The organism is Erythrobacter litoralis HTCC2594 (genome assembly GCF_000013005.1).
GTDB lineage: Bacteria > Pseudomonadota > Alphaproteobacteria > Sphingomonadales > Sphingomonadaceae > Parerythrobacter > Parerythrobacter litoralis_A.
The window spans coordinates 1,308,977-1,321,448 of sequence record NC_007722.1; the positions used below are offsets into that span (position 1 = coordinate 1,308,977).

Annotated in this window: 13 protein-coding genes; 9 read left to right on the forward strand and 4 right to left on the reverse strand. The window is 62.4% G+C overall.

Going from position 1 to position 12,472, the window contains the following annotated elements:
* The first annotated feature begins 11 nt into the window (after positions 1-11).
* Genes EL2594_RS06230 through EL2594_RS06240 form a run of 3 tightly spaced genes read left to right on the forward strand, consistent with a single transcriptional unit; the run spans position 12 to position 2,205 of the window.
* Complete coding sequence (locus tag EL2594_RS06230) at positions 12-1,172, forward strand: bifunctional 2-C-methyl-D-erythritol 4-phosphate cytidylyltransferase/2-C-methyl-D-erythritol 2,4-cyclodiphosphate synthase (RefSeq protein WP_011414186.1); 1,161 nt, start codon at positions 12-14, stop codon at positions 1,170-1,172.
* Positions 1,169-1,705: a hypothetical protein gene (locus EL2594_RS06235; RefSeq protein ID WP_011414187.1), complete on the forward strand. Its 537-nt coding sequence runs from the start codon at positions 1,169-1,171 to the stop codon at positions 1,703-1,705. Before EL2594_RS06230 ends, EL2594_RS06235 begins: the two co-directional genes overlap by 4 nt.
* A complete protein-coding gene (locus tag EL2594_RS06240) occupies positions 1,705-2,205 on the forward strand; it encodes a CinA family protein (RefSeq protein WP_011414188.1) in 501 nt (166 codons plus the stop codon). The genes EL2594_RS06235 and EL2594_RS06240 overlap by 1 nt, the downstream gene beginning before the upstream one ends.
* On the opposite strand, the gene EL2594_RS06245 is transcribed toward EL2594_RS06240, so the two are convergent.
* Together EL2594_RS06245 and lipA are read right to left on the reverse strand one after the other, a co-directional pair.
* The gene (locus tag EL2594_RS06245; RefSeq protein WP_011414189.1) at positions 2,166-2,627 is read right to left on the reverse strand and encodes a type II toxin-antitoxin system RatA family toxin; all 462 of its coding nucleotides are present in this window, start codon (positions 2,625-2,627) and stop codon (positions 2,166-2,168) included. The two genes, EL2594_RS06240 and EL2594_RS06245, sit on opposite strands and share 40 nt — an antisense overlap.
* Positions 2,627-3,580 (reverse strand): lipoyl synthase, encoded by a 954-nt coding sequence (lipA, locus tag EL2594_RS06250; RefSeq protein WP_041685744.1) that lies wholly within the window; start codon positions 3,578-3,580, stop codon positions 2,627-2,629. Before lipA ends, EL2594_RS06245 begins: the two co-directional genes overlap by 1 nt.
* A 150-nt stretch (positions 3,581-3,730) precedes the next feature.
* On the opposite strand from lipA, the gene EL2594_RS06255 reads away from it, so the two are divergent.
* From EL2594_RS06255 to EL2594_RS06270, 4 genes are read left to right on the forward strand one after another with little or no spacing between them, the layout of a single operon-like run.
* The gene (locus tag EL2594_RS06255) at positions 3,731-4,714 is read left to right on the forward strand and encodes a sodium-dependent bicarbonate transport family permease (RefSeq protein WP_011414191.1); all 984 of its coding nucleotides are present in this window, start codon (positions 3,731-3,733) and stop codon (positions 4,712-4,714) included.
* Complete coding sequence (locus tag EL2594_RS06260; protein WP_011414192.1) at positions 4,711-5,019, forward strand: P-II family nitrogen regulator; 309 nt, start codon at positions 4,711-4,713, stop codon at positions 5,017-5,019. Before EL2594_RS06255 ends, EL2594_RS06260 begins: the two co-directional genes overlap by 4 nt.
* A gap of 32 nt (positions 5,020-5,051) precedes the next feature.
* On the forward strand, positions 5,052-5,693 hold the full coding sequence (locus tag EL2594_RS06265) for a carbonic anhydrase (RefSeq protein WP_011414193.1): 642 nt from the start codon (positions 5,052-5,054) through the stop codon (positions 5,691-5,693).
* A gap of 40 nt (positions 5,694-5,733) precedes the next feature.
* Entirely contained in the window at positions 5,734-6,471 is a 738-nt protein-coding gene (locus EL2594_RS06270; protein ID WP_011414194.1) for an NYN domain-containing protein, read from the forward strand.
* Positions 6,472-6,549: 78 nt separating this feature from the next.
* On the opposite strand, the gene EL2594_RS06275 is transcribed toward EL2594_RS06270, so the two are convergent.
* On the reverse strand, positions 6,550-7,848 hold the full coding sequence (locus EL2594_RS06275; protein WP_011414195.1) for a hypothetical protein: 1,299 nt from the start codon (positions 7,846-7,848) through the stop codon (positions 6,550-6,552).
* A gap of 288 nt (positions 7,849-8,136) precedes the next feature.
* Here EL2594_RS06275 and gyrA point away from each other — a divergent pair, with 288 nt between their 5' ends.
* Together gyrA and EL2594_RS06285 are read left to right on the forward strand one after the other, a co-directional pair.
* Positions 8,137-10,971, forward strand: a complete 2,835-nt coding sequence (gene gyrA, locus EL2594_RS06280) for a DNA gyrase subunit A (protein ID WP_041685148.1) — start codon at positions 8,137-8,139, stop codon at positions 10,969-10,971.
* Entirely contained in the window at positions 10,968-11,813 is an 846-nt protein-coding gene (locus EL2594_RS06285) for a TauD/TfdA dioxygenase family protein (RefSeq protein WP_011414197.1), read from the forward strand. Before gyrA ends, EL2594_RS06285 begins: the two co-directional genes overlap by 4 nt.
* Here EL2594_RS06285 and EL2594_RS06290 read toward each other — a convergent pair.
* Positions 11,794-12,456: a lysoplasmalogenase family protein gene (locus EL2594_RS06290; RefSeq protein WP_011414198.1), complete on the reverse strand. Its 663-nt coding sequence runs from the start codon at positions 12,454-12,456 to the stop codon at positions 11,794-11,796. The genes EL2594_RS06285 and EL2594_RS06290 overlap by 20 nt on opposite strands.
* Between the last annotated feature and the right edge of the window lie 16 nt (positions 12,457-12,472).

Below are 12,472 nucleotides of genomic sequence, written 5' to 3' on the forward strand. Positions count from 1 at the left end.
GCGCATGGCACATGGCCACGCCGAGTCCCCTCCCCTCCTTCGCTGCAATCGTCGTCGCCGCGGGCAAGGGACTGCGTGCGGGGCAGCCTGTGCCGAAGCAGTTTGCGACCTGGCGTGGAAAGCCCGTGCTGCGGCACTCGGTCGAGAGTTTGCGCGCGGCAGGCGCCGACCCTATCGTGGTGGCCATTCCAGACCACGCCGGGGACGTCGCGGCAAAAGCTCTCGACGGCATCACCGAAGTCGTATTCGTGACCGGAGGGCAAACGCGACAGGACTCGGTCCGGGCAGCGCTGGAAAGGCTGAGTTCCGTCCCGCCAGAACGGGTTCTGATCCATGACGCGGCCAGAGCCATCCTGCCGACACCGGTCATAGAGCGAGTGCTGCATGGCCTAGACGAAAGCGGCGGGGCCATTCCCGTACTCCCTGTCGTCGACAGCCTCGCCGTGGCAGCGGGAGAGCGCATGGCTGACAAGGCCGATCGCGAGAGCCTGCGCCGGGTGCAGACCCCGCAAGGCTTTCGCTTTTCCGATATCCTGGCCGCACACCGCGCGTGGACCGGTGCCACCGATGCCGGAGACGATGCGCAGGTCCTGATGGCGCACGGTGGCGACATCGCGCTCGTTGAAGGAGACGAAGCGCTCAAGAAGCTGACCTTTGCGGAGGATTTCATGGCAGATTTGCTCCCGGTGCGGGTCGGCACCGGCTTCGACGTACACAAGCTCGAAGCGGGCGAGGAACTGTGGCTCGGCGGGATCAGGCTCGAACACGACAAAGGCTTGGCCGGTCACAGCGACGCCGATGTCGCGCTGCACGCGATCGTCGATGCCTTGTTGGGTGCGATCGGTAAGGGCGATATCGGCGATCATTTCCCGCCCAGCGATCCGCAATGGAAGGGCGCGGCTTCTTCGGCCTTCATCGAGCACGCCGCGAAGCTTGTCGACGAGGCAGGCTACCGCGTCGGCAACATCGACCTCACCATCATATGCGAAGCGCCCAGGATCGGCCCGCATCGAGACGCCATGGGTCAGCGCATCGCAGAGCTCTTGGCGACATCGCCCGATGCGATTAGCGTGAAGGCAACCACCACCGAAAAGCTCGGCTTTACCGGGCGCGGCGAAGGTATTGCGGCACAAGCCGCTGCGACCGTGGTCAGAAAGGACACCCCCGCATGAACAAATCGCTCACAAAGCTGGCGAAAACCGCTGTCGCCTTGGCCGCACTGGCTGGCTCGCAGGCCGCGCAGGCACAAGCCTGTATCGATCAGCAGGACCTGTCTGATGCAGTCGTCTACTTTGTGCCCGTATTGAGCGAGTCTTTCCAGAAACGCTGCGCGTCGCAACTCGCACCCAACGGGTTCATGGCAACGCAGGGAGATACCATGATCGCGCAGTTCGAACCGTTGCAGGCCGACAAGTTTCCGGCGGCCATGCGTGTGCTCGATTCGTTTACCGGCGACAACGAAGAAGCGGCGAGTTTCCTTGCGCTGACTTCGGAACTGCCGCCGGAATCGATCCGGCCGCTGGTCGACGGCATCATCGCGAACGAATTCGCCAAGGACCTCAAGCTGACCGATTGCACCAAAATCGAGCGCGGCTTGTCGCTGATCGCGCCGTTGCCTCCAGAGAATGTCGGGGGCCTCGTCAGCTTTCTGATGGACGTGGCAGACGTCAAAAAACCGACCGTTTGTCCCTACGTGCCTGAATAATGGCGGACAATCTCCTTCCGCAGGACATCGACGAACTCGCGAAAAAGGTCGTCGAGGCAAATGCCGAGGCAGGCCGAATGGTCGTCACCGCCGAAAGCTGCACCGGCGGCCTGGTCGCTGGTGCACTGACCGAAATTCCCGGCTCCTCGGCTGTGCTCGACCGCGGCTTCGTGACCTATTCGAACGAAGCCAAGATGGAGATGCTGGGGGTACCCAGCGACATCATCGAAACCTTCGGCGCTGTCTCCATCGCATGCGTGTGGGCCATGGCCAAAGGCGCGCTCGACAACAGCAAGGCCGATGTTGCGGTAGCGATCAGCGGTGTGGCGGGCCCGGGCGGCGGGACAGTAACCAAGCCGGTGGGCACAGTGGTATTCGCACGCGTCCGGCGGGGCCAGGACGGTGAGCCAGAGGGCGAGCTCAAGAGCTTCGGTGATCTCGGTCGCGCCGAAATCCGCCGTCAGGCGACGATTTGCGCGCTGGAACTGTTGCTGCCGTAAAGGTCCGCGGCACGCGCTTCGAAAGCTTCGACCATGCGGCGGAAGGCGCGGTCGAAATATTGCCCGGCTACGGCCTCGAACACGCGGTTCTTGAAAGAGAAATCGACGCAGAAATCGACGGTGCAGCTTTGCTCGCCGTACGGTGAGAACTGCCACGTATTATCTAGGTCGCGCAGCGGCCCGTCGACATAGTGGACACGGATGAAATCGGGCCGTTCCTTCTCGACCCGCGAGGTGAAACGCTCGCGCAGGTTCTTGAAGCCGACCACCATGTCGGCGACCATTTCGGTGTCGGTATCGCTGCGCACGCGGGTGGCGATAACCCACGGCAGGAACTCCTCGTAGCGACTGACATCGGCCACCAGATCGTACATCTGCTCGGGCGTGTAAGGCAGGTGCCGCTTGTCGCGAATGCCCGGCACTAACCCTGCGCCCTTTCGCGCTCCTTCGCGAGCTTCGCTTCGCGCGCTGCGCGCATCTCGGCGAAATCGTCGCCGGCGTGATAGCTCGACCGGGTCAACGGGCTGGAGGCGACCTGCAGGAACCCCTTGGCACGGGCGATGGCACCGAACGCGTCGAATGCCTTCGGGGTCACGAAATCCTCCACCTTGGCATGCTTGGGCGTCGGCTGAAGATATTGCCCCATGGTGATGAAGTCGACATCGGCGCTGCGCATATCATCCATGACCTGATGAACCTCGAGCCGCTGCTCGCCCAGGCCGAGCATGATCCCCGACTTGGTGAAGATCATCGGATCGTGGCTCTTCACTTCTTCAAGCAGGCGCAGCGACGCGTAATAGCGCGCACCCGGGCGGATCGTCGGGTAAAGCCGCGGCACGGTTTCGAGGTTATGGTTGTAAACGTCCGGCCCGGCTTCGCAAATTGCCTCCACGGCAGCGCGCATCTTGCCGCGGAAATCGGGGGTCAATATCTCGATTGTGGTATCGGGAGTCTCGCGGCGCAGTGCCTCGATCACTTTCACAAACTGTCCCGCGCCACCATCGGGCAGGTCGTCGCGATCGACGCTGGTGATGACGATGTGCTGGAGCCCCATCTTTGCCGCCGCGATGGCCGTATTCTCGGGCTCCATCGGATCGACGATCCGCGGCATACCGGTCTTGACGTTGCAGAAGGCGCAGGCGCGCGTGCATACGTCACCGAGGATCATCACCGTCGCGTGCTTCTTGGTCCAGCACTCGCCGATATTGGGGCAGGCCGCTTCCTCGCACACCGTATTGAGGTTGAGTTCGCGCATCAGCTTGCGCGTCTCGTGATAGCCCTTGCTGACAGGCGCCTTGACCCGGATCCAGTCCGGCTTGCGCTGGCGCGCCGGGCGATCCCCTTCCGGGGCGGGCGTGGAGGAGAGATCGTTCATGCCGCCCATCTAGGGAAACTGGGTGTACCACGCAATGGTACGGGGCTGCCGTTCCGGTCCGCATAGCTATTCTCAATCCGCGCGATAGCTTCCACCGCAATCGAAGTTGCACGATTGTCACAAACGAAGCGTTTGGCTAGCAGCGGTGCCATGGACCCGACACTGATCCAGACCTTCACTTCGCCGGTCGTCCTTTTCTTCGTGCTCGGCATATTGGCCGCTTTCGCCCGCTCGGACCTCGCCATTCCGGAAGCGATTGCAAAGGGCATGTCGCTCTACCTGATGGCGGCCATCGGCCTCAAAGGCGGCGTGGCGGTTTCGAAATCGGGGATCGATGGCACGGTGCTGGCGGCCCTGGCAGCAGGCATCGCCGCGAGTTTCCTCATTCCCTTTTTCGCCAATGCCGTCCTCAAGACGATCGGCAGGCTCGACCGGATCAATGCCGGTGCCGTCGCAGCGCATTACGGCTCGGTCAGTGTGGTGACCTTCGTGACGGCGGTCGAAGTGCTGGAATTGCAGGGCAAGCCGCCGGGTGGCTATATGGTCGCGGTCATGGCGGCGATGGAAACGCCGGCAATTCTTACCGGTCTGCTGCTCGCGCGCGGCCTCGGTGGCGACAACGAACAGAAGACCGGCGAACTGCTCCACGAGGTTTTCTTCAACGCTTCCGTCGTCCTGCTATTGGGTGCCTTCGCGATCGGCATGATCGGCGGGGCGGACGGCTTTTCCGAGGTCAGTCCGTTCTTCGAAGCAGGCTTCAAAGGTGTGCTTTGCCTCTTCCTGCTCGACATGGGTTTGATCGCGGCGCGCAGGATGATGGATGCCCGCTCGGTGACGTGGCGATTGGTAGTGATCGCGATAGGCCTGCCACTGATCAACGGTGTTCTGGGAGCGGGCATTGGAACGCTGATAGCACTCGACGTCGGTTCGGCAGCAGCCCTGGGTGTGCTGTTCGCGAGTGCGAGCTACATCGCGGTGCCGGCGGCGATGCGCCTGGCGCTGCCCGAGGCTGACCCCGGTATCTATCTCACCATGTCGCTCAGCATTACCTTCCCCTTCAACATCCTGATCAACATCGGCCTCATCAGCGCTTTCGCTACGATGATCGCCGGAATGGGAGCAGGCGCGCCATGATCGAGACCGTAACCCGCAAACGCATCGAAATCCTTGCCGACACGGCGCTTCTCACGCGCGTGACCGATGCCATCGAGCGCGCAGACATCACCGGTTGGTCGGTCACACCGGTATTGTCCGGCAAGGGCAGCGACGGCCATTGGCGCGAAGAACGCGTGATGGGCACGGACAAGGTCATCGTGCTAACGATAGCTGCGGAAGACAAGGCCATGGCGCTTGCGGAAGACCTCGCCCCCGTGCTTACGAAATATGGATTCATCCTGAGCATGTGGGACGTACAGGTTATCCGGGGGGAGCGCTTCTAGGTATCGGCGCCTCTCCATTGAGGGAGGGACAGATGCCCGAATATGCCGAGCTGCTAAGAGGCTACCGTCGCTTTCGCGAAGGCACCTACCCGCGCCAGCGCGCGCGGTTCGAGGAAACGGCCATGGAAGGCCAGCACCCTAAGCTGATGATCATCGGCTGCAGCGACAGCCGCGTCGATCCGGCGCAAATCTTCGATGTCGATCCGGGCGAGATCTTTGTGGTCCGCAATGTCGCCGCGCTCGTGCCGCCATTCGAGACGACGCCGGGTCTCCATGGGGTATCGGCCGCGGTCGAGTTCGCCGTGCAGATGCTGGAGGTGAAGCAGATCCTGGTCATGGGACACGGCCGCTGCGGCGGTTGCAAGGCGGCACTGACGGAAAATCTTGCCGCCGCCTCTCCCGGCGAGGGCGGATTCGTCGCCAACTGGATCAAACTTCTCGACGAAGCCCGGAAACCGGTGGCAGAGAAACACGGGACATCGGGTCGCGAGGCGGAATTGGCGATGGAGTTCGCCGCCGTCCGTCAAAGCCTGGCCAATCTGCGCACGTTTCCGTGGGTCGCCGAAAAGGAGACGGCTGGCGAAATCAAGCTGCGCGGGGCGCACTTCTCGATCAAGGAAGGGGTGCTCTATTCGCTCGACGAAGACACGGGCGAATTTCTTCCCGAAGACTAATTGCTTGCCCTCTATCGACCCGAGGACCATCTAGCGCGCCATGCCCGATACCGAACTAAAAAACATCGCCCTGCTGATCGATGCCGACAATACGACGCCGAAAGGGATTGATCCGGTGCTGACCGTGATGGCCGAACTGGGTCAGGTGAACATCAAGCGCGCCTACGGCAATTTTGCAAAAAACAATCTCCAGAACTGGGACAAGATCACCCACAAATACGGCATCCGTCCGCAGCAGCAGTTCGACCTGACGGCCGGCAAGAATGCGACCGACATGGCGATGACGATCGATGCGATCGACCTGCTCTACCAGGGGAAGGTCGACGGTTTCGGGATCATGAGCTCCGACAGCGACTTCACGCCGCTCGTGACGCGGCTGAGGCAGGACGGGCTGGTGGTCTATGGCTTCGGGAGCACCAAGAAAACGCCCGATGCATTCAAGTCTGCGTGTACCCGCTTCATCGACATCGACGCCCTGATCAAGGGGGCCGAAGACGAAGGGCAGGATACGCCCGGCGGCAGCGGCAAGTCAGCGCCGCGCAAGGGCACAGTCGATGACGATCTCGTGGCTTTGCTCGGCACCGCCTGGAAGGCCGCCAAGCGCGACGAGGAAGGCTTCGCCGCCCTCAGCGAAGTCGGCAACATTGCCGGCAACCGGTCAAGCTTCGATGTGCGCAATTACGGGTTCAAGCGCCTGTCAGAACTCGCGCGTTCACTGGCCCAGTTCGAAGTCAAACCCGGCGACAACGGCCAGTTGATGATCAAGCGCCTGCGCTGATACTCCGATTATCGGTCGCGCATGAAAAAGCGGGACAGGTTGCCCTGCCCCGCTCTCTCGATAGCAATGCAGTGAAGCTTAGCCTCCGGCGGCTTCGCTTTCCTGTGCGACATAGATTTCCCACAGTCGCGCGATATTGGCGCGCGGTCCGGTCTGGATCTTGGCAAAGGTCTCGGCCGCTTCGGCATATTTGCCCTGATCGGCCTGAGCGATCCCGAGACGCGTGAGCATCCGGTCGCGCTCTACGCCCGGCAAGGTCAGCGCCTTGGTGTAGAATTCCTCCGCCTTGGCCGGTTGGCCGTAGCTCAGGAATGCGTCGCCGGCAGCCATGACGGTGGGAAGCGAGGAACCATTGCGCGCGTCCCGCTCCAGCGACGGCAGTTCGGCCTGGTCGGACGCGATGCGACTACGCGCGCCGTTAAGTGCCTCTGCGACATACACATCGCCGCTTTCGAGCATGCCCGACTGGATGCCTTCCTCGGCAATCACCTTCACTTCGCCCGGCAGGCGACGGAAATCGGCGAATTCGATGTAGTCGATATAATCGCGCGCATTACGCATCGCATCGACACGCTTGGCCAGACGCAGCAGGTCGAGCGACGTCTGGTTGTCGTAGTCGACCAGGTTGCGCTGGATGGAAATCGCATCGCCCCAGCTGTCCTGCGACGGATACATTTCGGCATACATGCGTGAGTAATTGATCGCCTGGTCTGCCACATCGTTCTGGTAAGCAACGGTGATGCCGCGGCGCAGCCATGCCTCGTCGACCGTTTCACCGGCGGCCTGCTTGGCCGCGATGATTTCACCGAGATAGGTCAGGCCGGCGGCGTGCTGGCCTTCGTTGAAATACGTCTCGGCGATGATCGCTTCGGGATCGTTGGCGTTGTACCCAAGGTCGACCGCGCGCTTGATAAAATCGCGCGCTGCCGCCCAGTCTTCTTCCTGATAGGCCAGCTGGCCGGCGAGGAAAGTGTACTGCGCAACGTTCTCGGCCGGCGTCCTGCCGCTTTCGAGCATCAGGCCGACGCCCTTACGCTGCAGCGCCATATCGTTCGAATCGCGGCCGATAATGTAGTTGAGGTTACCGAATACGAATTTGTCGTCTTCGTTTTCGACCGCAGCCTCGACCTGCGGCAGCGCGGCCTTGATGGCGGCGTAGTCCGGCGATTCCGCCTTGGTCATTTCGTTGACCGGCGAATAGGCAGCGATGAAGCCTTTCGAGTAGCTCGGCTTCGAAGCCTTTTCTTTCTTCTTGTCGCGCTGCGCATGGGCGGGCGCCTCGATTGCGGTGCCGACGACGGCGGTACCCGCCATCAGTGCGATGGCCAGAGCAATGGAGCGACCCGGACGGGCAGCGGTGCGAGCGATGGAACGCATTGTGCGTGTCTCCCTAACGTAATTTCTAACTGTCTGCTGGCAGCGGCTGCACTCCAAAAAGCGCGCAGGCAAGGCCCTCTCACCACTGTTGCGCCCTCTTGTAGGAAAAGCGCGCTGAATGGTGTTTGAACGATGCTGTCAGCGTTCCTGCGGCCAAGCTTTAGGTAAGTGTGGAAAACAACGCAACATCACCCCATCTAAGGGGTCTGCGAGTGGCCTGCACGGCCTGCATCCCCTAATCTCCAGCGCAGCAGATTTGGCCGCAATCATGAGCGGAATGAACACGTTTTGAGCGACGATACAGACACCCTTCCCCCGCCGTCTCCCATGGGAGACTACGAACGCATCGACATCGTCGATGAGATGAAGACGAGCTACCTCGATTACGCGATGAGCGTGATCGTGAGCCGCGCGCTGCCCGATGTGCGCGACGGGCTGAAGCCGGTCCACCGCCGTATCCTGTTTGCCTCCAAGGAAGGCGGCTTCGTCGCCGGGCGTCCCTATCGCAAGAGCGCCAAGATCGTTGGCGACGTGATGGGCAATTATCACCCGCATGGCGACAGCGCGATTTACGATGCGCTGGCGCGCATGACGCAGGACTGGTCGCTGCGGGTGCCGCTGATCGATGGTCAGGGCAATTTCGGCTCGATGGACCCCGATCCGCCGGCGAGCATGCGCTATACCGAAGCGCGGTTGGCCAAGGTTGCCAACGCTCTGCTCGACGATCTCGACAAGGATACGGTCGACTTTTCCGACAATTACGACGGCTCGCTCAAGGAGCCGCAGGTCCTCCCCGCCCGCTTCCCCAACCTGCTCGTCAACGGTGCAGGCGGGATCGCGGTCGGCATGGCGACCAATGTCCCGCCGCACAATCTCGGCGAAGTGATCGACGGCTGCCTCGCCTTCATCGCAAATCCGGCGATCACCAGCGAAGAGCTGATGCAGTACATACCGGGGCCGGACTTCCCGACCGCGCCGCTGATCCTCGGCCAGGCCGGTGCCCGCGCGGCCTACACCACCGGGCGAGGCTCGGTACTGATGCGTGCGCGGCACGAGATCGAAGAGAAGCGCGGCGACCGCAAATCGATCGTCTTCACATCGATCCCCTACCAGGTCGGCAAGTCCGGGCTGGTCGAAAAGATCGCCGACGCCGCCAAGGAAAAGCGCATCGAAGGCATTTCCGACATTCGCGACGAAAGCTCGCGCGAAGGTGTGCGGGTCGTCGTCGATCTGAAGCGCGATGCTTCGCCCGAAGTCGTGCTCAACCAGATCTGGCGCTACACGCCTGCGCAGGCGAGCTTCCCCGCCAACATGCTGGCGATCAAGGGCGGCAGGCCCGAAGTCCTCACCTTGCGCGACATCGTGCAAGCCTTCGTCAGCTTCCGCGAAGAAGTCATTACTCGTCGCACCAAATTTGAGCTGAATAAGGCCCGCGAACGCGCGCATGTCTTGCTCGGCCTCGTGGTGGCCGTCTCCAACCTCGACGAAGTCGTGGCGATGATCCGTGGGTCGTCCAATCCACAGATCGCTCGCGAGAAACTGCGCGCGAAACTATGGCCGATCGGCGATATCGCGCAGTATATCCAGCTGATCGAAGCCATCGAGCCGACTGCGGACCAGGAAGGCGGCACTTACCAGCTCAGCGAGCGGCAGGTGAAAGCGATCCTCGACCTACGCCTGCACCGTCTGACCGCGCTCGGGCGCGATGAGATTGGTGACGAGCTCAAGGAATTGGCCAGCGAGATCGAGGAATATCTCTCGATTCTTGCCGATCGCGGGAAGCTTTTCGGTGTGCTTCAGGACGAGCTGGTCGAGATCAAGGACGAATACGCCACCCCGCGCGTGTCCGAGATCGCACCGGCCTGGGACGGTCTCGAAGACGAGGACCTGATCGCGCGCGAGGACATGGTCGTGACCGTCACCCATGGGGGTTACATCAAGCGCACCCCGCTTGCGACCTTCCGCGCACAGGCGCGTGGCGGCAAGGGCCGCAGCGGCATGGCGACCAAGGACGAAGACGCGGTCGTCGAGCTGTTCGTCACCAGCACGCACAATCCGGTGCTGTTTTTCACCAATCTCGGCCGGGTCTATCGTATGAAGGTGTGGAAGCTGCCCGAGGGCAGCCCGACCACCAAGGGCCGCCCGATGGTCAACCTGCTGCCGCTGGGCGACGACGAGCGTGTGACCAACGTCCTGTCCTTGCCCGAGGACGAGGAAAGCTGGGCCGCGCTCAATATCGTGTTCGCGACCGAGCAGGGCATGGTGCGCCGCAATTCGATGGATGCCTTCACCAACGTGCCCACGGGCGGCAAATACGCCATGGGCTTCGTCGAAGGCACCGGTGACCGGTTGATCGGCGTCGAATTGCTGAGCGAAGACCAGGAAATCTTCCTCGCCTCCGATGCCGGCAAGGCCATCCGTTTCGCCGCCACCGATGCGCGCGAGACCAAGAGCCGCACCGGGATCGGCGTGCGCGGGATGACGCTCAAGGACGATGCCAAGGTCGTTTCCATGGCGGTGTTGGACCGTCTGGAGCAGGACATGGAGACCCGCGAGGCGTATCTGCGCGCTGCGATCTGGAAGAACAACGATGCCGAGCATACACTCGATAGCGACAAGGTCGCGCAGATGGAGGAAGGCGAGGAATTCATCCTGACGCTGACCGCCAATGGCTATGGCAAGATCTCCTCCGCCTACGAATACCGCACCATCGGTCGCGGGGGCCAGGGTCTCGCCAATATCGGCACTCCGGACAGCAATCCCGAGCGGAATGGCCCGGTCGTGGCCAGCTTCCCGGTCAAGCACGGCTCGCAGTTGATGCTGGTGACCGATCAGGCCAAGCTGATCCGCATGCCGATCGAATTCCGCCATATGGTCGAGGGCGGATTCGAAGAACACAAGGGCTGGTCCGTTTACGGCCGCACTTCCTCGGGCGTGCGCGTGTTCGATGTCGCCAAGGGCGAGCATATCGTCGGCGCAGCGATCATCGACGAGACCGAGGAACCGGAGAACGAGGCCGAAGAGGCCGTCGTCGAAGGTATGGTCGGTCGCGGGGCCGAAGAGACAGCGCCCGACCCCACCATGGATCGCGACAGCAACGAGGGCGAGGCACCGCCCGAATGAGCATGATCGTCGAGCCGTCCGGACAGGCCTGCGGCGCCACGATACGCGGCGTCGATCTGTCCGGAAAGCTCGATGACGCGCTGATTACCGATGTCCGATCGGCTTGGCTCACGCACCGCGTGCTCGCCTTTGCCGACCAGTCAATGGACGACGACGCGCTGGAGCGCTTCACCCTCGCCATGGGCGGTTTCGGCGAAGACCCGTTCTTCGACCCGATCCCCGGGCGCGGCAACATTGCGGCGATCCTGCGCGAACCCGACGAGAAGGCACCCCTGTTCGCGGAAAACTGGCATAGCGACTGGAGCTTCCTCTCCCACCCGCCTGCCGGAACGTGCCTGCTGGCGATCGAAATCCCGCCCGTCGGCGGCGATACATTGTTTGCCGACCAGATTGCAGCCTTTGCTGCGCTGTCGGACGAGCGGAAAGATCAACTACGTGCACTCACTGCGATTCACAGCGCGAAACTCGCCTATGCGCCGGACGGAACCTACGGCGAGAAAGACGCCGCGGCAGGACGCTCCATGGCGATCCGCCCCGATGAGAGCGCCAATGCGATGCAAACACATCCCCTGATCCAGGCTCATCCCGAAACCGGCGAAGAAGCGATCTTTTCCACGCTCGGTTACATCATCGGGATCGAAGGGATGGCACAGGCCGAAGCAATCGCTCTGCTATCAGAATTGGCCCAATGGCAGTCGCGCGACGAGTTCGTCTATCGCCACCACTGGGAACCCGACATGCTGGTGCTTTGGGACAATCGCAGTGTCCTCCACAAGGCGACCGGCGGCTACGAAGGCCACCGCCGCGAACTGCACCGCACCACTATTGCTGCCACGCCGTAGCGAGCCGTTCGCCGCGCAGGGTCTGGACGACGCCTGTCGCGATCAGGAACTGTCCCAGATAATAAAGCGGCCAGATCAACAGGCCCGGCAGCGTGTCCAGCGCCAACGGCCCCATCTCGCCGAAAATCAGCAAGTCGGAAACGACGAACAGGACGGCGCCCGCCCCGACGCGGTAGCGCGGAAAGCGGCTCAGCCATGCCGCAGCCGCCATCCCGCCGAGCGATAAACCGTAAAGACCCACCTGCACGCTGCCGGAGAGCAGCCAACACAAGAAGGGCGTGACCAGCAGCAAAGCAAGCGCGGCGGCGCGCTGGCTTCCGGTCGGTTCCTCCCGCGGATGGCGGATATAGAGCGCGATGGCCGCAACATGCGCGAGAAAGAACGCCGCACCGCCCCACAGGACTTCGAGCATGATGAGCATATCGCCGATTGCGCCCAGACCCAGCGCCAGCCCGAGCAATCGTCCATCGGTACCGCCCGCACGCCGCAAAGCGTAAAGGGCCAGCAAGGCCACACCCGCGCCCTTGAGCGGCATCAGCCAGATCTCGCCAATCGGATTGTCGCGCAGGAAATAGAAGGCCACCGCCGCTGCTATACTAGCGAGCAGCCAAGGGCGATGTTCGATCAAGGCGCGTTTGGGCATGGGCGAGGGTCCTCGC